This window comes from Halorubrum tropicale (genome assembly GCF_001280455.1).
GTDB lineage: Archaea > Halobacteriota > Halobacteria > Halobacteriales > Haloferacaceae > Halorubrum > Halorubrum tropicale.
The window spans coordinates 294,713-317,403 of sequence record NZ_LIST01000003.1; the positions used below are offsets into that span (position 1 = coordinate 294,713).

At 71.6% G+C, this 22,691-nt stretch carries 20 protein-coding genes; 13 read left to right on the forward strand and 7 right to left on the reverse strand.

All coding sequences use genetic code 11. The annotated features are described in order from the left end of the window. Positions 1–130 precede the first annotated feature (130 nt). A complete protein-coding gene (gene purL, locus AMR74_RS09255) occupies positions 131–2,392 on the reverse strand; it encodes a phosphoribosylformylglycinamidine synthase subunit PurL (protein ID WP_053771784.1) in 2,262 nt (753 codons plus the stop codon). A gap of 391 nt (positions 2,393–2,783) precedes the next feature. Further along, a complete protein-coding gene (locus AMR74_RS09260; protein ID WP_053771785.1) occupies positions 2,784–3,161 on the reverse strand; it encodes a hypothetical protein in 378 nt (125 codons plus the stop codon). Positions 3,162–3,288: 127 nt separating this feature from the next. On the opposite strand from AMR74_RS09260, the gene AMR74_RS09265 reads away from it, so the two are divergent. From AMR74_RS09265 to AMR74_RS09300, 8 genes are all read left to right on the forward strand, one after another. Beyond that, positions 3,289–4,338 carry an MBL fold metallo-hydrolase gene (locus tag AMR74_RS09265; protein WP_053771786.1) on the forward strand — a complete coding sequence of 350 codons (1,050 nt, stop codon included), beginning with the start codon at positions 3,289–3,291 and terminating at the stop codon, positions 4,336–4,338. Positions 4,339–4,502: 164 nt separating this feature from the next. After that, positions 4,503–5,450 carry a DUF4129 domain-containing protein gene (locus AMR74_RS09270; RefSeq protein WP_053771787.1) on the forward strand — a complete coding sequence of 316 codons (948 nt, stop codon included), beginning with the start codon at positions 4,503–4,505 and terminating at the stop codon, positions 5,448–5,450. Positions 5,451–5,502: 52 nt separating this feature from the next. Next, positions 5,503–6,054, forward strand: a complete 552-nt coding sequence (locus tag AMR74_RS09275; RefSeq protein WP_053771788.1) for a DUF7269 family protein — start codon at positions 5,503–5,505, stop codon at positions 6,052–6,054. Then, positions 6,051–7,556 carry a DUF58 domain-containing protein gene (locus AMR74_RS09280; RefSeq protein WP_053771789.1) on the forward strand — a complete coding sequence of 502 codons (1,506 nt, stop codon included), beginning with the start codon at positions 6,051–6,053 and terminating at the stop codon, positions 7,554–7,556. The genes AMR74_RS09275 and AMR74_RS09280 overlap by 4 nt, the downstream gene beginning before the upstream one ends. Next, entirely contained in the window at positions 7,496–8,101 is a 606-nt protein-coding gene (locus AMR74_RS09285; RefSeq protein ID WP_053771790.1) for a DUF7519 family protein, read from the forward strand. Before AMR74_RS09280 ends, AMR74_RS09285 begins: the two co-directional genes overlap by 61 nt. A gap of 56 nt (positions 8,102–8,157) precedes the next feature. Next, positions 8,158–8,853, forward strand: coding sequence for a phosphoribosyltransferase (locus AMR74_RS09290; protein ID WP_053771791.1), 696 nt, complete (start codon positions 8,158–8,160; stop codon positions 8,851–8,853). Between the two features lie 12 nt (positions 8,854–8,865). Next, positions 8,866–9,504: an HD domain-containing protein gene (locus AMR74_RS09295; protein ID WP_053771792.1), complete on the forward strand. Its 639-nt coding sequence runs from the start codon at positions 8,866–8,868 to the stop codon at positions 9,502–9,504. A gap of 153 nt (positions 9,505–9,657) precedes the next feature. Then, positions 9,658–11,055: an FAD-dependent oxidoreductase gene (locus tag AMR74_RS09300; protein ID WP_053771793.1), complete on the forward strand. Its 1,398-nt coding sequence runs from the start codon at positions 9,658–9,660 to the stop codon at positions 11,053–11,055. A 49-nt stretch (positions 11,056–11,104) separates the two neighbouring features. Here AMR74_RS09300 and AMR74_RS09305 read toward each other — a convergent pair whose 3' ends face one another. Beyond that, complete coding sequence (locus AMR74_RS09305; protein ID WP_053771794.1) at positions 11,105–12,529, reverse strand: HD domain-containing protein; 1,425 nt, start codon at positions 12,527–12,529, stop codon at positions 11,105–11,107. Positions 12,530–12,660: 131 nt separating this feature from the next. Between AMR74_RS09305 and AMR74_RS19095 the strand changes: the two genes are divergently transcribed. From AMR74_RS19095 to mtnP, 3 genes are all read left to right on the forward strand, one after another. Then, the gene (locus tag AMR74_RS19095; protein WP_167551903.1) at positions 12,661–12,822 is read left to right on the forward strand and encodes a hypothetical protein; all 162 of its coding nucleotides are present in this window, start codon (positions 12,661–12,663) and stop codon (positions 12,820–12,822) included. Further along, positions 12,819–13,817 carry a YeiH family protein gene (locus AMR74_RS09310; protein WP_053771795.1) on the forward strand — a complete coding sequence of 333 codons (999 nt, stop codon included), beginning with the start codon at positions 12,819–12,821 and terminating at the stop codon, positions 13,815–13,817. The genes AMR74_RS19095 and AMR74_RS09310 overlap by 4 nt, the downstream gene beginning before the upstream one ends. 67 nt (positions 13,818–13,884) lie before the next feature. After that, complete coding sequence (gene mtnP / locus AMR74_RS09315) at positions 13,885–14,751, forward strand: S-methyl-5'-thioadenosine phosphorylase (RefSeq protein WP_053771796.1); 867 nt, start codon at positions 13,885–13,887, stop codon at positions 14,749–14,751. Between the two features lie 380 nt (positions 14,752–15,131). Here mtnP and AMR74_RS09320 read toward each other — a convergent pair whose 3' ends face one another. The 4 genes from AMR74_RS09320 to AMR74_RS09335 form a co-directional block, all read right to left on the reverse strand. Further along, the gene (locus AMR74_RS09320) at positions 15,132–16,376 is read right to left on the reverse strand and encodes a glycosyltransferase family 2 protein (RefSeq protein ID WP_053771797.1); all 1,245 of its coding nucleotides are present in this window, start codon (positions 16,374–16,376) and stop codon (positions 15,132–15,134) included. Positions 16,377–16,467: 91 nt separating this feature from the next. After that, positions 16,468–17,472, reverse strand: coding sequence for a segregation and condensation protein A (locus AMR74_RS09325; RefSeq protein WP_053771798.1), 1,005 nt, complete (start codon positions 17,470–17,472; stop codon positions 16,468–16,470). Further along, on the reverse strand, positions 17,465–21,049 hold the full coding sequence (gene smc / locus AMR74_RS09330; RefSeq protein ID WP_053771799.1) for a chromosome segregation protein SMC: 3,585 nt from the start codon (positions 21,047–21,049) through the stop codon (positions 17,465–17,467). Before smc ends, AMR74_RS09325 begins: the two co-directional genes overlap by 8 nt. Before the next feature lie 18 nt (positions 21,050–21,067). After that, the gene (locus AMR74_RS09335; RefSeq protein WP_053771800.1) at positions 21,068–21,517 is read right to left on the reverse strand and encodes a DUF7518 family protein; all 450 of its coding nucleotides are present in this window, start codon (positions 21,515–21,517) and stop codon (positions 21,068–21,070) included. Between the two features lie 178 nt (positions 21,518–21,695). Between AMR74_RS09335 and AMR74_RS09340 the strand changes: the two genes are divergently transcribed. Continuing rightward, positions 21,696–22,295, forward strand: a complete 600-nt coding sequence (locus AMR74_RS09340; RefSeq protein WP_053771801.1) for a double zinc ribbon domain-containing protein — start codon at positions 21,696–21,698, stop codon at positions 22,293–22,295. Positions 22,296–22,509: 214 nt separating this feature from the next. Continuing rightward, entirely contained in the window at positions 22,510–22,689 is a 180-nt protein-coding gene (locus AMR74_RS09345; RefSeq protein WP_004595187.1) for a ribbon-helix-helix domain-containing protein, read from the forward strand. Positions 22,690–22,691: the final 2 nt, after the last annotated feature.

The window sequence follows — 22,691 nt, forward strand, 5'->3', positions numbered from 1 at the left end:
TCCCGCGGTTGCAGCCACATACTTTAGGAGTGCCTAAAAGCGTATCGCTCGCTCTCGCGGCGTCGAAATCGGGCGGTCGCGGGGACGGACCGCGGACGGTCGAAGCCCCCGCGTGCCGCGTCTCGGCGGTTCAGGCCAGTTCGCGGTCGATCACGTCGCGGCGGTCCCGTATCGCGTCGGCGGAGAGCGCGACCGACTCGTCGCCGACCGAAAGCGAGAGCGTCCCGTCCGTCGTCACCTCGCCGAGCCGGAAGACCGGGAGGTCGCCGGCCTCGGCCGCGACGCCCTCGGGGTCGGTGGTCTGGACGAGGAGGCGGCCGGGCGTCTCGTCGAAGGCCGCGACGCGGTCGGGGAGGGTCGCGTCGACGCCGGCGTCGTCGGTCACCAGCTCGGCGAGCGCGACCGCGAGCCCGCCCTCGCTCACGTCGTGGGCCGCGAGCGTCGACTCGTGGCGGGCGGCCGCCGCCAGCGACGCGACGAGGCCGGCGAGGTCGTCGGCGCCGCCGGAGTCGTCTGGCAGCGCCGGGAACCGGTCGCTGCCGCCGGCGTGCGCGAGGTACTCGGAGCCGCCGAGCGCGTCGCCGGCGGCACCGACGAGCAGCAGCTCGGAGTCGGCCGCGCGGCCGGCGTCGAGCGCGGCCGGCGGCGCGTCGTAGCCGCGCGTCGTCCCCAGCACCGCGAGCGTCGGGGTCGGCGGGATCGGGCCCTCGACGCTGTCGTTGTACAGCGAGACGTTCCCGCCGACGACCGGGGCGTCGAGCGCGGCGCAGGCGTCGGCGAGCCCGTCAACGATCCCCTCGAACGCGCCGTACACGTCGGGCTTCTCCGGGTTGCCGCCGTTGAGGCAGTCGACCGCGGCGAGCGGGACCGCGCCGGTCGCGGCGAGGTTCGTCGCGTTTTCCAGGGCGACGGCGCGGGCGCCCTCGTACGGCGCGGCCGCGGTCCACTTCGGGTTCGCGCCGGAGGCGAGCGCGAGGCCGACGCCGTCGGCGGACTCATCCGCGCCGCCGTCGGCCCCGTCCTCCGCTTCCGTCTCCCGGATCGCGAGCAGCGCGGCGTCGTCGCCGGGCTTCAGGGCGGTTCGCGTGCCGACCTCGTGGTCGTACTGGCGGTACACCCAGCGCTTGCTCGCGGTCGAGGGGGCCGACAGGACGGCGGCGACCGCCTCGTCGAGCGGCGGCGCGTCGTCCGGGAGGTCGCGCTCGGGCTCGCTCGGCGGCGCGCTCGGCAGGTCGTTCATCGGCGCGCCGTCGGCGAGGAACTCGGCCGGCGCGTCGACGACGACCTCCGGCTCCCCGTCGCCGTCCGCGTCGCCCGCGAACTCGCAGACGTAGTTCCCCTCGGTCACCTCGCCGATGACGGAGCAGCCGAGGTCGAACCGCTCGGCGAGCGCGGCGACGCGGTCGACGTCGTCCGGGTCCACCTCGTAGCACATCCGCTCCTGGCTCTCGGCGAGCAGTATCTCGGTGGCGTTCATGTTCGGCTCGCGCTGGTGGACCCGGTCGAGCTCGATGCGGGCGCCGAGGCCGCCCTTCGCGACGAGCTCGGAGGAGGCGCCGCCGAGCCCGGCCGCCCCGAGGTCGCGGGCCGAGCGGACGAGGTCCTCGTCGAGCAGCGCCTCGTTGCACTCGATCAGCCGCTTCTCGGCGTAGGGGTCGCCGACCTGGACCGCGGGGCGGTCCTCGGTCTCCGCGTCCTCGGCGAGGTCCTCGCTCGCGAAGGAGGCGCCGCCGAGCCCGTCGCGGCCGGTGCCGTTGCCGACGAGGACCAGCTTGTTGCCCGGCTCCTGCGCGGTGGCCGTGACGAGTCGCTCCTCGTTCGTCAGCCCGACGCAGGCGACGTTGACGAGGGGGTTCCCCTCGTAGCCGCCGTGGAAGGCGACGCTGCCGCCGACCGTGGGGACGCCGATACAGTTGCCGTAGTGGGAGATGCCCTCGACGACGCCCTCGAAGAGGTACCGCGAGCGCTCGCGGTCGAAGCCGCCGAAGTACAGCGAGTCGAGGAGGCCGACCGGGTACGCGCCCATGCTCATCGTGTCGCGGACGATGCCGCCGACGCCCGTCGCCGCGCCGTCGAACGGGTCGACGAAGGAGGGGTGGTTGTGGCTCTCGACGCCGAACGTGACGTAAGTGTCGCCGTAGTCGTCGGCGGCGCGCTCGGCCGCGGGGGCGTCGGCCGCGTCGGGCTCGGGCAGCGCGAGGACCGCGGCGTCGTCGCCGGGGCCGACCACGACCTGGTCGCCCTCGCTGTCGAACGCCGACAGCAGGGGCCGCGAGGAGCGGTACGCGCAGTGCTCGCTCCAGAGGTTCTCGAACAACGCGGCCTCGGCCGCCGTCGGCTCCCGACCGAGCTCCGCGGTCACGAGCTCGTGGTCCGCATCGGACAGACTCATTCACTTACGTGGTCACCAAGCCGGGTCTAATGCTTTTCTATACGCACGTTCGTGTTGATACTCTACCGAGATCCCACACAAATTGCGGTGCTGTGCGGCGGCGCGTGCCTGCGAGCGGCCGGAGCGAAGCGGAGGCCGCGAGGCGGCGCGCGCGAGGTCGCCGGCGCGACGCGCCGGCTGCCAGAGAATCTCCGATTCTCGCTGGACGCGGTGAGGGAGGGCGACCGCAGGGAGCCCCGAGCGAACCGCGAGGCCGGGGAGGTGTGAGGCGCGGGGCTGTGCGGTCGGGGGAGACTCAAAGGGGCAGCCGTGCGCCTGGATCTTTGGCGGTATTCGCCGCCGACCCGCTCGCAATCAGTAATAAACGAACGGTCCGTAACGGTACGGCTATCTATAGAAAGACGGTCACCGCGGCGAAGACGACCACCGTTCCGGCCGCGCCGAGCGCCATCGCCTTCGCGTTGAGGCGGACCGCCTTCTTGCGGTCGGCGGCGAGCGCCTCCTCGTTCTGAATCTCGTTCGCCCCGTCGCCCACGTCGAAGACGCCCATCCCCGCGAAGCCGATACAGAAGCGCTCGCGGTACTGTAACGCGCCCATCGCGGCGCCGTACAACGGGACCACGGCGGCGATCAGCGCCCACCGCGGCCACGCGAGCGAGACGACCGCCGCGACGTACGCCGCCGCGGCCAGCAGCGACCCGACGCCGAGGAGCAGCCGCCGTCGCTGTTGGGTCGGTCCGATGTTACACACGCCCGGTTGATACTCCATATCACCGGAACGGGCGGGAGAAGCAAAGCCCCAACGGTCGCGTCCGCGGACGGACGGGAGGGCGGCGAGCGGCGGTCGGTCGCGCCGCGGTAGAAACCGTGAAATGCCCGGCAGCCGACGGAGTCGTGTGAAACGGATCCAGCTCGGCAACACCGTCTTCGAGGGCGAAAACGACGTGTACCTGCTCGACGGCGAGACGACGGCGCTCGTCGACACCGGCGTCGCGCTCCCGGGCGTGCGCGGGGAGTTGGTCGACGGCCTCGCCGAGCACGGCCGCTCGTTCGCCGACGTGGACGCGGTCGTGCTCACCCACTGGCACCCGGACCACGCGGGGCTCGCGGGCGAGGTCCAGGCCGCGGGCGGCGCCGACGTGTACGTCCACGAGGCGGACGCCGGCCTCGTCGACGGGGCCGAGACGCCGCTGTTCGCCGACCGCGACCTCCAGCGCGAGACGTTCGAGCGCTGGGGGATGCCCGCGGCCGACCGCGAGCGCCTGACGGGGTTCTTCGACGCGGTCAGCGCGGACCTCTCCGGCGACCCCGCGGACGTGACGACGTTCGGCGACGGCGACGTGATCGAGGCCGGCGGCGTCGAGCTCGAAGTCCTCCACCTGCCGGGCCACACCGCGGGCCTCTCCGGGTTCGCGTTCGACCCCCGGACCGTCCCCGACCACGAGCCCGTGGCGGGAGACGACGCGACGGAGGAGGTGTTCACCGGGGACGCGCTGCTCCCGAAGTACACACCGAACGTCGGCGGCGCGGACGTGCGCGTCGAGGGGGCGCTCGCCGCCTACGCCGAGAGCCTCGCGCGGCTCGTCGCGCGCGACTTCGACGCCGCCCACCCCGGTCATCGCTGGCGGATCGACGAGCCGGGGCGCCGCGCGGCGACGATCCTCGACCACCACCGCCACCGGACCCGCCGGGTGATCGACGTGCTCGACGAGTCGGGCCCCGCGACCGCGTGGGAGGTGTCGGCGGCGCTGTTCGGCTCGCTGGAGGACATCCACGTGCTCCACGGCCCCGGCGAGGCGTTCTCGCACCTCGATCACCTGGCGGCCGCCGGCGTCGTCGAGCGCGACGGGACCGCGTACCGCCTGGTCGACCCCGAGCCCGACGTGGACGCGCTGTTCCCGACGACGCCGCTCGACGACCTCGTCGACGGGAGCGAGGACGCGTAAGGGAGCGGTCCGACGGTCGACCGAGCCGCCCGCACGGAGGCGCCGGTGACGCCAGCCCGGACCGATGACGCCAGCCCGGCCGATGAGGCCAGCCCGAAGCGGTGAGCCACAGCCCGGGTGGCCGACGCCGTAAGCTATTCCCGGCGGCCGGCGTATTCGGGGACGTGAAGCGGGACGCCCTCGTCGCGGTCGCGGTCGCCCTCCTCGCCCTCGTCGCGCTCGGCGTCGCTGCCGCGACGCTGAACACCGCCGTCGACACGGGTAGCGGCGGCTTCGGCGGAGGCGGCGGCGAGGCCCCGAGCGTCGGATCGGACACCGGCGACCCAGGCGTGCTCTCCTCCTCGGGGGAGGCCGGCGAGTTCTCCGCGTCGGGGCTCTGTTTCCCGTCGCTGCGGGAGCCGCCGGCCGTGTTGGCGCTGCTCGTCGGACTGGCGCTGCTCGCCGCGATCACCTACCGCGACACCGCGTCGCCGTTCGCGAGCGTCGCCGTCGCGAGCGTGATTGGCGCCCCCGTCGGCGTCCTCTTCTGGGTGCTGTCGACGTGCCGCTCGGTCGCGGAGAGCGTCACCGTCTCGCTCGGCCTCGGCGGCAACGGGACGAGCATCCTACCGGCCGGCGCCGTCGGCGGCGCAGGCGTCGGCAGCGGCGAGGGCACGGCGTCGGCGCCGCAGATCCTGTTCGCGCTCGTCGTGGTGGTCGCGGTGATCGCCAGCGTCGCCGCGCTGCTCCTCGCCGGCGGCGACGACGAGGCGGACGGGGACGCGGCCGCGCGGGCCGAGGATCCGGCCGAGGAGCCGCCGGACCTCGACGCGATCGGTCGGACCGCCGGCGAGGCCGCCGACCGGATCGAGTCGTCGGACGCGGACAACGAGGTGTACCGCGCGTGGCGGGACATGACGGACGTGCTCGACGTCGACCGGCCCGCCTCCTCGACGCCCGCCGAGTTCGCGACCGCCGCGGTCGACGCCGGCGTCGACGAGGAGCCGGTGACCGCGCTCACCGAGGTGTTCGAGCGCGTGCGGTACGGCGGCGAGGACGCGACCGACGACCGCGAGCGCCGCGCCGTCGAGGCGCTGCGCCGGATCGAGGAGCGACACGGGGGCGACTCGTGACGCGCGACCGGTCCGCGACCGCGGCCGCCGGACCCGACGGGGGTGAGCCGTAGTGCGACCGCTCGCGATCGTCGGGGTGGCGGCGGTCGCCGTCGGCGTCCTCGCGGCGCTCGACCGCGGCGTCGCGGCGGCCATCTCCCCCACCTCGGCCGTGGTGACGCTGCTCGGCGTCCTCGGCGTGGTCCAGGGAGTGCGGTACGCGAACGCGCGCCGCGACCGGCGGCGGCTGCTGACCGACCCCGGCGAACCGGAGCGGCGCGCGCCCGCCGCGGTGCCCGGGACGGACCTCGACGAGCGGATCGCGCGGGTCGTCAGCCCGGCGCCGGGGGGCTACCGGGACCGGCGGGACCTCCGCGACCGGATCCGGGAGGTCGCGGTCGACGCCGTGGCCCGCGACCGGAACTGCCCGCCAGAGGCCGCGGCGGCGGCCGTCGACGACGGGACGTGGACGGACGACCCCACCGCGGCCGCCTTCTTCGACACCCGGAGCGGGTACCCGGTCCGCGTCCGCCTGTCGGCCGGGATCCGGGGGCGTTCGAACTACTGGTACGGGCTCCGGGCCGCGGTCGACGAGATCGAACGGATCGAGGGGGGTGCGGGGTGAGCGACCCGCGAGGCGCCGAGGTGGCGGCCGGCTCGGACGCGGCCGCGAGCGGCGGGAGCGAGACGAGCGGTCCGGAACGGGACGACCGACCCGGGCCGACGGCCGACCGTGTCGACGAGTCGGGGTCCGACGCGCCAAAGTCCGAAGACGAGGCGGCCGAAGAAACTGGCGAGGCGATCGGAGACGCTTCCGCGGCGGCCGGACGGCCGGCCGCGGCGCCGACCGACCGCGAGCGCCGGCGCGAGGTCGCGACCGACCGCTGGCTGGGGATCGCCGGGGCGGCGCTGGCCCTCGTCGGCCTGGGCGTGCTCGTCCGCCAGTCGTCGCTGGTGCTCGCCGGCGCGGTCGGGGTCGGCTACGCCGTGTACGCCCGGGCCGGGGAGGCCCCGACGCCGACGCTCGCGGTCACCCGGACGGTGAGCGACGAGGCCCCGGCGCCCGGCGACGAGGTGCGCGTGACGGTCCGCGCGGAGAACGTCGGGGAGGCGCCGCTCCCGGACCTCCGCCTCGTCGACGGCGTCCCGCCGGGGCTGGCCGTCGCCGAGGGCCCCGCGCGGGTCGCCACGGCGCTGCGGCCCGGGGCCGCGGTGACGTTCGAGTACACGGTGCGCGCGGCCCGGGGCGACCACGAGTGGGAGCCGATGACCGCGGTCACGCGCGACGCCGCGGGCGCCCGCGAGCGAGCGACGGCCCTCGACGCGCCGACCGCAATCGCCTGTACCCCCGAACTGGCCGCCGGCGGGGACCTCCCCCTCCGCGGGCTGACGACCGTCCACCACGGGCGGGTCCCGACCGACGTGGGCGGCGCCGGCGTCGAGTTCCACGCGACCCGGGAGTACCGCCGGGGCGACCCGCTCAAGCGGATCGACTGGAACCGCCGGGCGCGGACGGGCGAGCTGTCGACCGTCGAACTGCGCGAGGAGCGCTCGGCCACCGTCGTGCTGCTCGTCGACGCCCGCGAGTCCGCGTACGCCGCGTCCGACCCCGACGCCGAGACCGCGGTGGAGGCGAGCGTCGCGGCCGCCGGCCAGGCGTTCTCGGCGCTCCTCGACGGCGGCGACCGGGTCGGCATCGCGGCGCTGTCGCCGATGGACTGCTGGCTCCCGCCCGGCAGCGGGACCGTCCACGCCGCTCGCGGGCGGGAGACGCTGGCGACCGCCCCGGCGCTGGCGCCGACGCCGAGCGACGAGCGGTTCTACCGGTCGCTGTGGCTCCGGCGGTTCCGGCGGCGGCTCCCGGCCGACGCGCAGGTGCTGTTCTTCACGCCGCTCGTCGACGACACCGCGGCGACGCTCGCCCGCCGGATCGACGCGCACGGGCACCTCGTGACGGTCCTCTCGCCGGACCCCACCGCGACCGGAACGGTCGGCCAGCGGCTGACGACCTTCGAGCGGCGCCAGCGGCTGCGGTCGCTCCGGTCGGGAGGGATCCGCGCGGTGGAGTGGGGCGACGACTCCTTCCCGGTCGCCGTCGCGGCCGCGACGAGGCGGTGGTCGCGATGAGCGGCGACGGTTCGGCGGTCCGACCGACCGGTGACGACGCGCACGGCGACTTCCACGAGACGGACGCGCGGTCGCCGACGGTCGCGGTCGTCGCGAGCCTCGCGGCCGCGGGTGTCGCCGCGACCGCGGGGCTGGTCGCGAGTCCGGTCGGCGGCGCGCTGCTCGGCGTCGCCGCGCTCGGGTTCCTCGGCGGTTCGCTCCGGCGGTCGACGCGGGTCCTCACGTGGGGCGCAGCCGTCGGCGTGGTCGGGCTCGCGGTCGCCGGGTACCGCGGCGCGACCGCCGAGCCGCTGCTCGTCGCCGCCGTCGGGCTGGCGGTCGCGTGGGACGTGGCCGACCACGGCGTCGGCCTCGGCGAACAGGTCGGCCGGGGCGCGCGGGTCCGGCGCAACGTCGCGGTCCACGCGGGGCTGAGCCTGCTCGTCGGCGCGCTCGCGGCCGGGCTCGTCTACGGCGTCTCCCTCGCGGTCGGCGGCGGCCAGCCCGTGGCCGCGCTCGCGCTGCTTTTGGCCGGCGGTATCGCGCTGATCTCGGCGCTGCGGTGAGGCCCGCGACACCGGAGCTAAACCCTTATCAGCGCGCGGGTGGCAGGTACGGTCGTATGAGCGACCTCCCGGACGACTTCGACTGCACGCTCACCAACTGGGAGTACATCTACGGGCTCTGCCGCAACGTCTCCGACGCGGTGAAGCGGGCCGACTTCGAGCCGGACATGGTGGTCGCGCTGGCCCGCGGCGGCTGGTTCGCGGGCCGCTGCGTCTGCGACTTCCTCGGGCTCAACGACCTCACGAGCCTCAAGATGGAACACTACGTGGGCACCGCCGAGAAGAGCGGCGAGCCCCAGATCCGTTACCCGATGCCGGAAGGGAGCGTCGAGGGGAAGAACGTCCTCATCATCGACGACATCGCCGACACGGGCGGCTCGATCCGCCGCGCCGAGGAGTACGTCGACGACCGGAACGCGGCCGAGATCCGCACCGCGACGCTCCAGCTCCTGGGCACCTCCGAGTTCCAGCCCGACTTCGTGGGCGAGCGGCTCGAACAGTGGACGTGGGTCGTCTACCCGTGGAACTTCCTCGAAGACATGATCGACCTCACCGAGGGCGCGATGGAGCGCGCCGACGAGTCGGCGTTCTCGCGGGAGGACCTGCGTCACTACTTGGAGGAGTACCACGGCATCGGCCGGATCGAGATGGAGGTCGCCCAGCCCGACCGCCTCGACGAGGTCATCGACGAGATGGTCCGCCGGGACGTGGCCGAGCCCGTCGGCGACGACAGCTGGGCGCTCGCCGAGTAGCGGCCCGGAGCGATGGCCGACGAACAGCGCGACGCGGACGCTGAACGGGCGTTCGACGCCGTCCTCGCCGCCTACGACCTGAAAGACGAGCGGCGCACGGGCTGGCAGCTCCGCGGGGTCGACGCGCCCGAGTCGGTCGCCGCCCACTCGTGGGGGGTCGCCTACCTCGTCGTGACCCTCGGCGATCGGTTTCGCGAGGACCTCCCGGGCGTCGACCTCGACCGCGCGCTCCGGCTCGCCGTCGTCCACGACGTCGCGGAGGCGGAGACGGGCGACGTGGCGACCCGGGCCGACTCGACCGCGGACGCGGTCGACCGCGGGGCGAAGGCGGCGGCGGAGCGCGAGGCGATGTCGGACCTCGCCGGCCCGCTCCCCGAACGCGTTGCCGACGCCTGGGAGGCGTACGAGGCCCGCGAGTCGCCGGAAGCGGTCCTCGTCAAGGAGTGCGACCTGCTCGACGTCTGTCTCCAGGCCCTGCTGTACGAGCGGGACGACCGGTACGACCCGGAGCGGGGCGAGCCCGACGCGTTCCGCGAGTACGACGGTCTCGACGAGTTCTTCGCGACGGCCGAGCCGCGGCTCCGGACCGAGGCCGGGAGGGAACTGTTCGCGGCGGTCCGCGAGCGGTACCGCGCCGCGCGCGACGGGTAACTCGGGAGGGGCCCGAACCGCGGCGCCGACAGCTGTTCGACGATCGTCGTTTTCGAGATAGACGTTCGTAGGGGCTCTACCCCGCGATTTCGCGCGAGGATGGTAAAAGGGTTAACGGGGGAGGGCGTCTCGCGAGGTGAGCTTTCACCACGCATGTCTGACACCGATCTCGTAATCGTCGGCGGCGGGATAAGCGGGGCGTCGCTTCTGTACACGGTGGCGAAGTTCACCGACGTCGAGGACGTCACGCTGATCGAGAAGGAACGGGAGATCGCGGCGATCAACTCACACCGGACGAACAACTCCCAGACCCTCCACTTCGGGGACATCGAGACGAACTACACCCTGGAGAAGGCCGAGGAGGTCAAGGAGGGCGCCGAGCTGCTCGCGGGGTACCTCGAAGGGGCGGACCCCGACCGCGAGATGCACAGCAAGCGGAGCAAGATGGTCCTCGGCGTGGGCGACGAGGAGGTCGCCAAGCTGGAGGAGCGCTACCGCGAGGAGGGGTTCGGCGACCTGTTCCCGAAGCTCCGCGAGATCGGCCGCGAGGAGATCGCCGAGCTGGAGCCGAAGGTCGTCGAGGGGCGCGACCCCGGCATCGAGCTGAAGGCGCTCCAGACGCCCGACGGCTACGTCGTCGACTACGGCGCGGTCGCCGAGTCGTTCGTCGAGGCCGCCCGCGAGGAGGACGCCGTCTCCGTCCACCTCGGGACGACCGTGACCGGCGTCGACGAGCGGGGCGACGGCTTCCGCGTCGACACCGACGACGGCGCGTTCGACGCCGAGGCGGTCGTCGTCGCCGCCGGCTCGCACAGCCTCCAGTTCGCCAAGGAGATGGGGTACGGCGAGGGGATGTCGCTTTTGCCCGTCGCGGGGAGCTTCTTCCTCGCCGACGACCTGCTGAACGGGAAGGTGTACACGCTCCAAATGAAGAAGCTCCCGTTCGCGGCGGTCCACGGCGACGCCGACGTCCACGACGGGAGCGTCACCCGGTTCGGCCCGACGGCGAAGCTCGTGCCCGCCTTGGAGCGCGGCCACCTCTCGACGGTGAGCGACTTCGTCGACGTGTTCGGGTTCAACCCCGACTCCGTGCTGAGCTACGTCAACATCCTCTCGGACAGGATCCTCTTCCCGTACGTCGTCCGCAACCTCGTGTACGACCTCCCCGGCGTCGGGAAGCGCGCGTTCCTGCCGAACGTCCGGAAGGTCGTGCCGAGCGTCGACGTCGACGACATCGACCGCGCGAAGGGGTACGGCGGCGTGCGCCCCCAGATCGTCGACACCGAGAGCAGGGAACTGGACATGGGCGAAGCGAAGATCGTCGAGGACGGCATCCTGTTCAACATCACGCCCTCCCCGGGCGCGTCGACCGCGCTGAAGAACGCGATGACCGACGTCGAGACCGTCCTCGGCTTCTTCGAGGGCGACTACGAGTTCGACGAGGCCGCCTTCCGCGACGCGACCATCGAGAACTTCCCGCGGGCCGACGGGGAGTCCGACGCCGAGGCCGACGACGCCGAGGGCCCCGTTCCCGCCGAAGCCGACGACTGATCCGACCGGCCCCCGATCCGAACCTTTCTCCGAACGATCGAACGCCGACTCACGCCGCCTCGTCCGCCGCGACCTCCCGCTCGAACGCCTCTCGGAGCACGCGGATCGCCCGCCGCTTCGTCCCGTCGGGGACGAAGACGAAGGGGATCGGCACGTCGAACGCTCTGTCGCCGTAGAGCCCCCAGTCCGCGACCGACCGCGTCGTGCCGCCGTACGCGATGGGGATGTCCTCCAGCTCGTCGGGGTCGTATGCGGGGACGTACGAGCGGTCGATCCACACCTCGTGGACCGGCACGTCGAGGGCGTCGGCGAGGAGCCGCTCCAAGCGGTCGTCGCCGGCCGTGAGCCACGCGGTGAACTCGTCGAGCGGGTCGCCGTCCACCGGGAGGTCGTCGCCGAGGTCGCCGCCGATCCGGTCGGCGAGCGCGATCCGGTGTTTCCAGCAGGTGGCGGGGAAGCGCCGCCCGCGGAAGCGGTCGTACATCGACGCGAGCGTCGAGTCGGGGTGCTCGCGGGCCGCGACCCGGAGCCGTTCGAGCACCGCGTTGTCGTCGAGTTCGCGGTCGATGATGCCGTCCACCGTCACGGGGCTCTCGCCGGTGACGCGCTCGTACTCGCCGAGCATCGCCTGGAGCAGCCGGTTCGCGTACACCGACTTGTGGTGCTGGGTGACCCACATGTACAGCGCGATCCGGCCTTCGAGGTAGTTGCCGATGGTCGACAGCGCCTTCTCCGAGAGGGCGAGGCCCGCTTCCGGGTGGGCGGTGTAGGCGTCGACCATGCGCTCGACGTCGAAGCTCAACACGCCCGCGCCGGTCATCTCGTTGTCGCGAGTGATGTAGTCCAGCCGGTCCACGTCGACGGGGGAGTGGAGCAGCTGCGCGCCGACCCCGTACTGCCACGGCTCGCCCCGCTCGTACGCGAGGCTGTACCCGAGGACGTACGCGCACACCTCGAATGGGTCCACGTCGAACGCGCGGAGGGCGTCGCCGTACTCCTCGACGATAACCACGCAGCCGAGCAGCTCGTGGGGGTTCGCCGAGCGGAGCGGCGCGCCGCCGACGCCGGCCCGGTCGAAGGCGTCGACGAGGCCGGTCTCCGCGACGCGCTCCCGGAGGACGCCCTCGTCGAGGAACCCCTCGGAGAGGTGCGAGAACGGCGAATGCCCCACGTCGTGGAGCAGGCAGGCGCACGACAGTGTCCGCTGTATCTCCTCTAGCTCCTCGACGGCCGCGTCGCGGGTGAAGTATGACTGGCGGCGGAGGTTCTCGAAGACGGTCCGTCCGAGGTGGTAGACGCCGAGCGAGTGCTCGAACCGGGTGTGGTTCGCGCCCGGGTACACCAAGTGGGTCGCAGAGAGCTGGCGGACGTACCGCAGCCGCTGGAACGGTCGCGTGTCGACGACGCCCTCGACGAGCGCGTCCGGCAGCTCGATGTAGCCGTGGACGGAGTCTTTGATCTGCGTGGTGGGCATCGATTGTGGTCACCACACCCTCCCGCGCCGTGCCTCTTTCGGTCGCCGGTCGAGCGACGGCCGTCCGGGTCCCACCCTCGGAGAACGCCCCGAGTCACACGGCATAAATGCGAGCGCGCCGAGCCACGGGTATGGTATCGGACGCCGCCGACGGGACGGACGCGGGAGCGGGCGACGCCGGCGCGGCCGGCCCCTCGCTCGTCGACCGCTGGACCGCGCTCGACCGCGGCTGGCAGGCGCTCGCGCTGGGGCTCGGGATCGTCGCCGCGCACCTCGTCGGCCAGGTGCTGTGACGGGGGTCGTCGAGGCGGTCCGGGCGTACCTGCCCGGCCTCGCGCTGCTCGCGGGGGGCGCGGTCGCGGCGACGCTCGTCGCGGACGCGGTGCCCGGCCTCCAGCCGCTCGTCGTCGCCGTCGCGCTCGGCGTCGGGGTCGGGAACACCGTCGGGATCCCCGCGGTCGCGGAGCCGGGGGTCGGCGTCGACAAGCTGTTCCTGGAGACCGGGATCGTGCTGCTCGGCGCCGCGGTCGCGGTCGAGGAGTTCCTGGCCGCCGGCCCGCGGGTCCTCGGCCTCGTGGTGGCGGTCGTCGCCGGCGGGCTCCTGTTCGCCGAGGCCGTCGCGCGCGGCCTCTTCCGGATCGGGTCGCCCACCTCGTCGCTCCTGGCCGCGGGCGCGAGCGTCTGCGGCGTCTCCGCGGTCGTCGCGATCGGGAGGGTGCTGGACGCGCGCGGCGCCGCGATCACCTTCGCGGCCGCGACGATCCTGCTGTTCGACGCCGCGACCCTCGTCGCGTTCCCGCTGGCGGGCGAGTGGCTCGGCCTCACGGGCCGACAGTTCGGCGTCTGGGCGGGGGTGAGCATGTTCTCGACCGGCCCCGTCGCGGCCGCGGGGTTCGCCTACTCCCCCGAGGCGGGCCAGTGGGCGACGGTGACGAAGCTGGCGCGGAACTCGCTGCTGGGCGGGGTCGCGGTCGCGTACTCGGTCGCGTACACGGCGCGCTCCGCGGCCGATCCGGGCGTGCGGCGGCTGTGGGCGGAGTTCCCGAAGTTCCTGCTCGGCTTCCTGATCGTCGCGGCGGTCGCAAACAGCGGGCTGCTCTCGCCGGCCGCGCTGGCGTCGATCGGGCGGGTCTCGGACGCGCTGTTCGCGCTGGCGTTCGTCGGCCTCGGGCTCTCGATCCGGATCGGCGACATGCGCGCGGTGGGCGCCGCGCCCGTGGGCGCGGTGCTGGTCCACCTGCTCGCCGTGAGCGCTGTCGCGCTCGCGGCGGTGCGCTGGCTGCTGTGAGCCGCGTCGACGGGCCGGCGTCGGACGGGTTCACGTCATATAAGTAGCGAGCGGGCGCACTCCGGGTATGGGCACCATCGGATTCATCGGCGGCAGCGGCATCTACGAGGCGCTCCCGCTCGACGACGTGCGCGAGGTCGAGTTCGACACGCCGTACGGCGAGCCGAGCGACGCGGTGACGATCGGCGAGTTCGGCGACACGGGCCGCGAGGTCGCGTTCCTCCCGCGTCACGGCTCGAACCACGGCGTCTCGCCGACCGACCTCCCGTACCGCGCCAACATGTACGCGCTGAAGCAGGCCGGCGTCACGCACGTCTTCGCGTCCAACGCGGTCGGGAGCCTGAAAGAGGAGCTAGAGCCGGGGACGCTCGTCGTCCCGGACCAGATCTACGACCGGACGAAACACCGCGACCTCTCCTTCTACGGCGACGGCGTCGTCGTCCACCAGCCGTTCGCGGACCCGTACAGTCCGGAGCTCGTCGACCACCTCACCGAGGCCGCGGAGTCGGCCGCGCCCGAGGATACCGGCGTGGTGAAGGGCGGCACCTACGTCTGCATCGAGGGGCCGCAGTACTCGACGCGCGCGGAGTCGGAGTTCTACAAGTCGCAGGGGTGGGACCTCGTCGGCATGACCGCGATCCCGGAGGCGAAGCTGGCCCGGGAGGCCGAGATCGCGTACGCGACGATCGCCGGCGTCACCGACTACGACGTCTGGAAAGCGGACAGCGAGGTGACGCTCGAAGAGGTGCTCGAAAACGCCGAGAAGAATCAGAAAGCGATCAAGGCCGCCGTCGAGGAGGCGGTGCGGACGCTCCCCGAGGACCTAGAGTGCGAGGCGCACACCGCGCTCGAAGGCACTGTCAACACGCCGACCGAGGCGATCCCGGAGGAGACGACGGAGCGCGTGGAGCCGCTGCTGGGCGAGTACTTATAAACGGATCTGCGGTGCGGCGGCGCGCGCCTCCGAACGCCCGAAGGGCGTGAGGAGCGCGTGCGAGGGAGTCAGTCGCCGGAGCGAAGCGGAGGCGACTGACGAGGCTGGGGATGCGCGAGGCTTCGGTGCGGGGCGGCCGGGTGGAACTCAAAGCCCCAGCCGTGAGGCGGGCGCAGGCGACGCAAGCACCGTAGCGAGGGAGCGAACGAAGTCAGCGACCGAGTGAGGAGCGCAGCGAACGTACGCCCGCCTCACGGCTAGGACTTTGGAGGTGTCGGCCGTCGATCTAGTAGTGGCTATTTATAAACGAGCAACTGAGATTTTGGACGTTTTCTCTGCGGAGGCAACTGCGTATCGACGAAAATCGCTCTAACCACGTATCAGTCGTTGAACACGTCGAACGTGAGCTCCTCGTCGGACTCTCGGACCAGTCGTTCGGAGCCGTCGTGGTCGGTGACCGTCCCCGGTTCCATCGACTCGTGAACCCGCTCGACCGCGTCCGGCGTCACCTTCTCGGTCACCTCGAACGTCGTCACCGGCGAGACGAGTCCCCACAGCGCGCCGGCCGAGTGCGTGAGGAAGGCGAGTGGCGTCAAGAGGAGGTAGATCGGCCACGTGAGGGGATGCTTGTCGTACGCGGCCGCGCCGACGAGCGTGTAGACGAACAGGATCCCGAAAAGCGCCAGTGACGCAGTGCGGTACCACTCCATGCCGGGCGCGGTGCCGGGGAAGACGAGCGACGCGAAGACGAGGAGCGGCACCAGCGGGGAGAGCGACCACGCGATGACCCGCGTGTAATACACCGGTCGGTACCTGAGTGGGAGCAGGCCGCCGTCGGCGCGCGTCCCCGAGATCCACCGGCGGCGCTGCTTGGCCATCGCGCGCAGCGACGGCGGCGCCTGGTTCCGAAAGCGCACGTCGAGCACGGCGAAGGAGACGCCGAGCTGGTCCGCGGCCCGCCAGATGAAGTTCGTGTCCTCGGTGATGGTCGCGACGTCCCACGTGATCGACTGCTCTAGCGAGTGCCGAACCGCGACCCCGCCGCCCCACGCGTACAGCGGGTAGCGGAGCCTGTGAAACGCGAACTGCTCGTACTGGTAGCCGACGCGGAAGATTTCGCTCAGGTACGCGACCCGTGAGCCGGTGTACAATGGCTTCTCGGTGAACTGGACCACGTCGGCGTCCGGTAGCCCCTCGAAGCCGGCCATGATCGTGTCCTCGTCCAGGTAGAGGACGTACTCGCGATCGCACGGCACCACCCGGCGGGCCCACTCGACGGCGCGCCCCTTGTTCGTCGCGTCGCACTCGAACTCCTCGGGGACCACGTGGACGTCCGCGCCCTCGACGTCGATCGGCTTCTCGGCGATCACGCGCACGTCGTCAAGCGCCTGCGGGACCGCGTTGACGGTCGCCTGTACCACCTCCTCGGCGTCGATCGTCAGGATCCGGACCTGGATGTCGTCGTACCCCCACTCGACCTCGTCGGGGTCGACGCGACCGCCGCGAGCGAGCACCGTCGCTTCGAAGAGCCACCAGAGCGCCGAGGCGCCGTACAGCAGGAGCGCGATCCACAGCGCCGCGACGACGGCAGCGAGCGCGGGGTTCGCGGTCGCGAACGAGATCACTACCGGTGTGTGTCGCGAGATAGACAAGAGCGTGTCGGAACGCTATCTCTCGCGACTCGGAACCGGTGAGACCGAGCGGTCCGCCGGTAACTTAGTCCGCGATCGCTTCCGATTCGCCGGTCATCGCCGCCGGGTCCTTCACCCACAGGTCGCCGAACAGGTCGTCCTGCTGGAGCCGGACCGAGCCGCGGTGGGCCATGAACAGCAGCGCGAGGTACGTCATGAACGGGCGGCCGCCGGCGGTCTCGATCTCCGCGAACAGCACCTCCGTGCGCCCGCGGTCGAAGCGGGTGCGGAGGGCGTTGTCGATCTCCACGATGACCTCCTCGATGTCCTCGTCGTGGGTGCGGTCGGTCGCCTCTCCGGCAGTCGGCTCCCCGTCCTGTCGGAACTCGTCGTCCGCGTGGTAGTCGAGCGTCTGCGTGCCGCGGGCGTGGCCGTGCGGCGACTCCGAGGTGTCGTACTCGCGGGAGTCCTTCCACCAAGAGCCGCGCTCGGCCTCGCGGAGCTCGCGGACCAGTTCGTCGAGCGTCTCCGGCGAGCCCCGGGTGTTCTTGCGGTCGAGCCGGCGGTCGATCTCCGCTTCCAGCTTGTCGACCGGGTCGAACCCGTCCGCGGCCGGGTCGGGCGCGCCGCCCTCCATCGCGGCCTCCCACGGCTCCGGCTCGGGCTCCTCGTCCTCGTCGTCGTCCGCCAGCATGCCGTCGCTTTTCATGCGCAGCAGGACGCTGGCGTAGAACAGCGCCCGCCCCGTCGTCCGGAGGTCCGTCTCGTCGAGCTTCTCGAGAAAGGCGTCCGTCACCCGGACGATGTCGATGTCCCACGGCTCGATCTCGCCCTCCTCGGCCAGTTGGACGAGCAGCTCGACGGGCTCGACCTCGTCCTCGTCGGTCTCGTCCGGGGGCGAGATGTCGGTCACGTCCGACCCGGGGTCGGCCGCCGTCGACGCGGGTCGGTCCGCCGAGTCGGAACTGTCGGAGAACTCGGAACCGGCGTCCGACGCGGTCCCGTCGCCGCCCGGGGCGTCGTCGGCGAACGGGTCGGCGCCGTCGCGCTCGCTCGTCAGGTCGAGGTCGGGGACGCCGTCGTCAGTCATCCGCGCTCACCTCCTCCTCGTCCGCGTCGTCGCCGAACTGCATCCCGGTCACCGCCGAGAGGTTGTCGCCCTGCATCGTGACGCCGATGGCGCGGTCGGAGCGCTCCAACAGCGCCGAGCGGTGGCCGACGACGACGAACTGGGCGTCCTCGGCCAGCTCCTCGATCATCTCGCCGACGCGCTCGGCGTTGACCGCGTCGAGGAAGGCGTCGATCTCGTCGAGCGCGTAGAACGGCGCGGGGTTGTGCCGCTGGACGGCGAAGATGAAGGAGAGCGCGGTCAGCGACTTCTCGCCGCCGCTCATCGCGTCGAGCCGCTGGACCGGCTTGTCCGCAGGCTGGGCCTTCATCGTCAACCCCTCCTCGAAGGGGTCTTCGGGGTTCTCCAAGACGAGCTCGCCCGTCCCGGCCGAGAGCCGCGCGAAGATGTCCCGGAAGTGGTCGTTGATCGACTCGAACGTCTGCATGAACGTCTCCTTCTTGGCCGCCTCGTACCCCTCGATTCGCTCCTCGATGGCGTCGCGCTCCTCGACGAGCACGTCCCGGCGCTCCTGAAGTTCGTCGAGCGCCGCCTGGACCTCGTCGTACTCGTCTATCGCGAGCATGTTCACGGGCTCTAACGCCTCCATCTCCCTCTCGATCGCCTCGATCCGCGACTCCACCTCGTCGAGGTCGGGGATCTCGTCGGCGTCGTAGTCGCCGACCTGCGACTCCAGCTCGTCGATCTCCCACTCCAAGCGGTCGCGGCGGTCCGTGAGGTCCGACAGGTCCGACTCCGCCTCGGAGACGAGCGAGCGCTGCTCGTCTCGCTTCCGGGTCGCCTCGCGGATCTCCTCGCGGAGCTCCTCGCGCTCCTCTTTCAGCTCCGTGAGCTCCGCTTCGAGGTCGGCGATCGCCTCCTTCTTCTCGGCCAGCTCCGCCTCCTTCTCCTCGATGGCGGCCTCGTGGTCGGCGATCGCCTCCTCGGCCTCCGCCTTCGCGTTCTGCGCCTCCTCGACGTCGTCGTGGAGGTCGTCCAAGGCGTCCTCGGCGTACCCCTTCTCCAACTCCAGCTCGTTGATCCGCCCGTCGAGCGAGTCCATCCGGTCTTCGAGCTCATCGATCTCCGCGCGGATCTCGTCGGCGCGCTCGGAGAGCTCCGGGATCTTCGAGTCGGCGAGCTCGGTCTCGATGTCGTCGATCTCGGCTTCGAGATCGTCGATCGCCGCGTCCGTCTCCGCGAGCTCCTCGTCTAACGCCGTCATCTGCTCGTCGACGGACTCGCGTTCCGCCTCCAACTCCTCGAGTTCGTCCTCCAACTCCTCGATCCGGGCTTCCGCCTCGGCGAGGTCGTCCTCGGCGCGCTCGACGTCGGCCTCCAGCGACCGGACGCGCTCGGCCGCGTCGGCCTTCCGGTCGCGCGCGTCCGCGATGTCGTCGTCAAGCGCGTCGATCTCCGACTGGACCGACTGCCGCTCGTCTTCGAGCTCGGATATCTCCGTCGCGAGCCGCTCCAGTTTGCCGCCGCCGGACTTCGTGAACGAGTAGCGGGAGCCGCCGCCGGAGCCGCCCGTCATCGCCCCCGACTTCTCGACGAGGTCGCCGTCGAGGGTGACCATCCGGTAGTCGCCCATCAGGTCGCGGGCGGTCGCCATGTCCTCGACGACGAGCGTCGAGCCGAGCACGTACGAGAAGATCGACTCGTACTCCGCGTCGTAGTCGACGAGGTTCCGCGCGAAGTCGACGACGCCCGGCACCGACGGCTTCCGCGGGAGGCTCCGGTCGTCCATCTTCGTGATCGGGAGGAACGTCGCCCGGCCCGCGTTGCGCCGTTTCAGGTAGTCGATACAGGTCGAGCCGACGCCGTCGTCGTCGACGACGACGTTCGCCAGCCGCCCGCCGGCGGCGGTCTCGCAGGCCTCGGCGTACTCGGCCGCGACCGAGCCGAGCTCGCCGACCGCGCCGTGGACGCCGTCGATGCCGCCGTTCTTCACCTCGGTGACCGCCCGCGGCCAGGAGGCGTCGCCGCGCTCGTCGGCGGCCGCCTCCAGCTTGGCGTACTCGTTCTGCTTCTCCCGGAGGGTGTCTTCGATCTCCCCCAGTCGCTCCTCCGTCTCGGCCTTCTCGGCGAACAGGTCCGCGACCGCGTCCTCGATGGTCGCCTCGTTCTTCTCGGCCTTGTCGAGCTCGCCTTTCAGCTCGGAGATCCGCGCCTTGTGCTCCGGGATCGACTCGCGGGCGTCCTCCAGCTCCTCGCGGGCCTCGCTCACCGCGTTCGAGCGGCGGCGCGCCTCGTCGAGCAGCCGGTCCTTCTCGCGTTGCGTCTCGTTTTTCTCCTCGCGGAGCGACTCGACCGCCTCCTTCTTCTCCGCCAGCTCGGCCTTCAGCTCGTCGAACTCCGTGTCGGCGCCCTCGATCTCGGCCTCGACGTCCGCGAGCTCGGACCGCTTCGTCGCCAGCTCCGACTTCACCGACGCCTTCTCCACCTTCGTCTCGCGGATCTCCGCGTCGAGCTCCTCGATCTTCTCCTCTTTCCGGTCGATCTGGACGAACGCCTGCCGGCGGTCGTTCTCCGCCGACTCCGCGCGCGACTCGGCCGACTCGATCCGGTCTTCCAGCCGCGAGACCTCGCCTTTGATCTCTTCGATCTCCGAGCGGATCTCGATCTGTTCCTCCTCGCCCTTCGTCTCGATCTCGTGGTTGAGGTCCGCGAGGTCCTCTTCGAGGCGGGTGAGCTTCCCCTGCCTGGCGTCGAGCTCCTCGCGGAGCTCGGCGAGGTCGGCCTCCGCCGCGTCGATGTCGCCCTCCACGTCCGCGAGCGCCTCGCGCTTCTCTTCGAGCTCCGAGGCCTTCCGGAACCCGCGGTACTCCGCTAACTCGTCGCGGAGCTCCTGGTACTGGAGGGCGGTCTCGCGCTCGTCGGCGAGCTGGTCGAGCCGGTCCTGCTTCTCGCCGATGCGGAGGTCGGCCTCGCCGATCCGGTCCTCGACCGTGTCCAGCTCCTCGTAGGCGGCCTCCTTCTTCTCGTCGAACTCCGCGACGCCCGCGATCTCGTCGACGATCCCCCGCCGCTGGTAGGGAGTCATGTTGATGATCTCGGTGACGTCGCCCTGCATCACCACGTTGTACCCCTCCGGCGTCACGCCCGCACTCGCGAGCAGGTCCTGGACGTCCGAGAGGTTCACCGACCGCCCGTTGAGGTAGTAGTACGAGTAGTAGTTGTCCTCGGTCTCCTTCACGCGGCGCTTGATCGTGATCTCGGAGACGTCGCCGACGTTCTCCGTGCCGGCCGCGGAGACGACCTGCGAGCGGTCGAGGGTGCCGTCCTCGTTGGAGAGCACGACCGTGACGGAGGCCTCGTTCGGGCCGTCCGCGGCCTCGCCGTCGTCGTGGCCGGGGTTGTAGATGAGGTCGGTGAGCTTCTTGGCGCGGATCCCGCGGGTGCGGGCGAGGCCGAGCGCGAACAGCACGCCGTCGATGATGTTCGACTTCCCGGAGCCGTTCGGCCCGGTGACGACGGTGAAGTCCTCGTAGAAGGGGATCCGCGTCGTACGCCCGAAGCTCTTGAACCCGTCCAGAACGACTTCAGTGATGTGCATGGGGTCGGAGGCGACCGCTTACGCGACGATGATGTCGTCGCCTTCGCTCGACTCGCCCTCGTCGTCCTCGGCGCTCTCCTCGGCGTCGGGGGTCGTCGCCGACTGCTCGGGGACGATGACGTCGTCTCCCTCGGCCGCGTCGGCGGGGGCCGCCTCGTCCGCGCCGTCGGACGACTCCTCGACGGACTCGAAGACGTCGACGTGGTCGTCGGAGTGCGTCGTCCGCTCGCCGCCGGCCCCGGCCCGCCCGGCGTCGTCGGCAGCGGGCTCGTCGTCCGTCGCGTCGCCGGCCGCGCTCGCCTCGGAGCCGGCCGCCGCGCCCGCGGCGTCGGCCTCGACCGCGACCGACCGCTCGTCTTCCAGCTGTCGGACGCGCTCTTTCATCTCGACGAGCTCCTCGGTGAGCCCGTTGACCGCCGCCTGTAGCTCCGCGACCTGCCGTTCGAGGTCCTCGACGCGGTTACTCATATACACACGCATGCTCGCGCGACGCGTATAAATCTGCGTCAGACACACGTGTGACCAAACCACACGATTCGGCGGGCGGTCGCTCGATTCGGCCGGCGAGCGGCGAACGTTTCGACGCCGTTAAACGTGTCAGACGCCGGGGGAAGATACTTGTACTGACCGAGGATACACGTTCGGTATGAGCAAGATCACCTTCCGGGCGGACGACGACCTCGTCGACCGGCTGGAAGCGTGTGACGCCTCCAAGAGCGAGGTGATGCGGGAGGCGCTCCGGACCCACCTCGACGGGACGGGAGACGAGCCCGACGCGTCGGACGCATCGGCCGGGAGCGTCGACGACGCCCTCGCGGACCGCGTCGACGACCTGATCGCGGAGCGGCTCGACGCCGCGCTCGACGAGCGGCTCGGTCCGGTCGGCGGTGCCGCGGCACCGGCGTACGCGGCCGGAACGCCGGGCGACATCAACGTAAACGTCACCCTCGACGCGCCGGGGACCGAGTCCGACGACCGGGACGACGACGTGCGTGTAACCCGTGAGACGGCCGGCGACGCGGAGCCGGCGGCGCGTAAGACGGACCCGGGCGCGAAGACGCGCGAGAACGCCTGCGGCGGCTGCGGAGAGATCGTCCCGTCCGAACACGTGTACTGCCCGAACTGCGGCGAAAAGCAGTCGCACAGGGCCTTCTGCGAGTGCGGCGACGAACTCCGGACCGACTGGGCGTTCTGCCCCGGGTGCGGGCGTCGGACGCCGGCGGCGGACGTGTTGAACGATCAGTAGCCGGCGTAAGACCTCGCGCATACGCTGAGGCACGTTCACCGGCAGGTTGTCTTACAACCTCCGATAGTTTTATATTGGTAGCCTCGGAGATACGAGTTGCGTAAGACGGTCGTCTTACAGCGTCCGTCCGGTCGGGGTGATACCCCGGTTTCGGGCGGTCTCGCGCTGTAAGACACACGCGTCGCGTGGTCGCCGTCTTACCGGGGGAATACCAATGGAGCGTGTGACACTACGAATCCCGAAACAGCAGATCGACGAGGTCGAACAGATGGTGGAGACGGGCGAGTTCCCGAACCGGAGCGAGGCGATCCGGTCGGCCGTCCGCGACATGTTGAACGAACAGGACGGCGAGCGCGACGAGCGCGGCCGCAACCGCAACTGGGCGAAGGTGTAAAC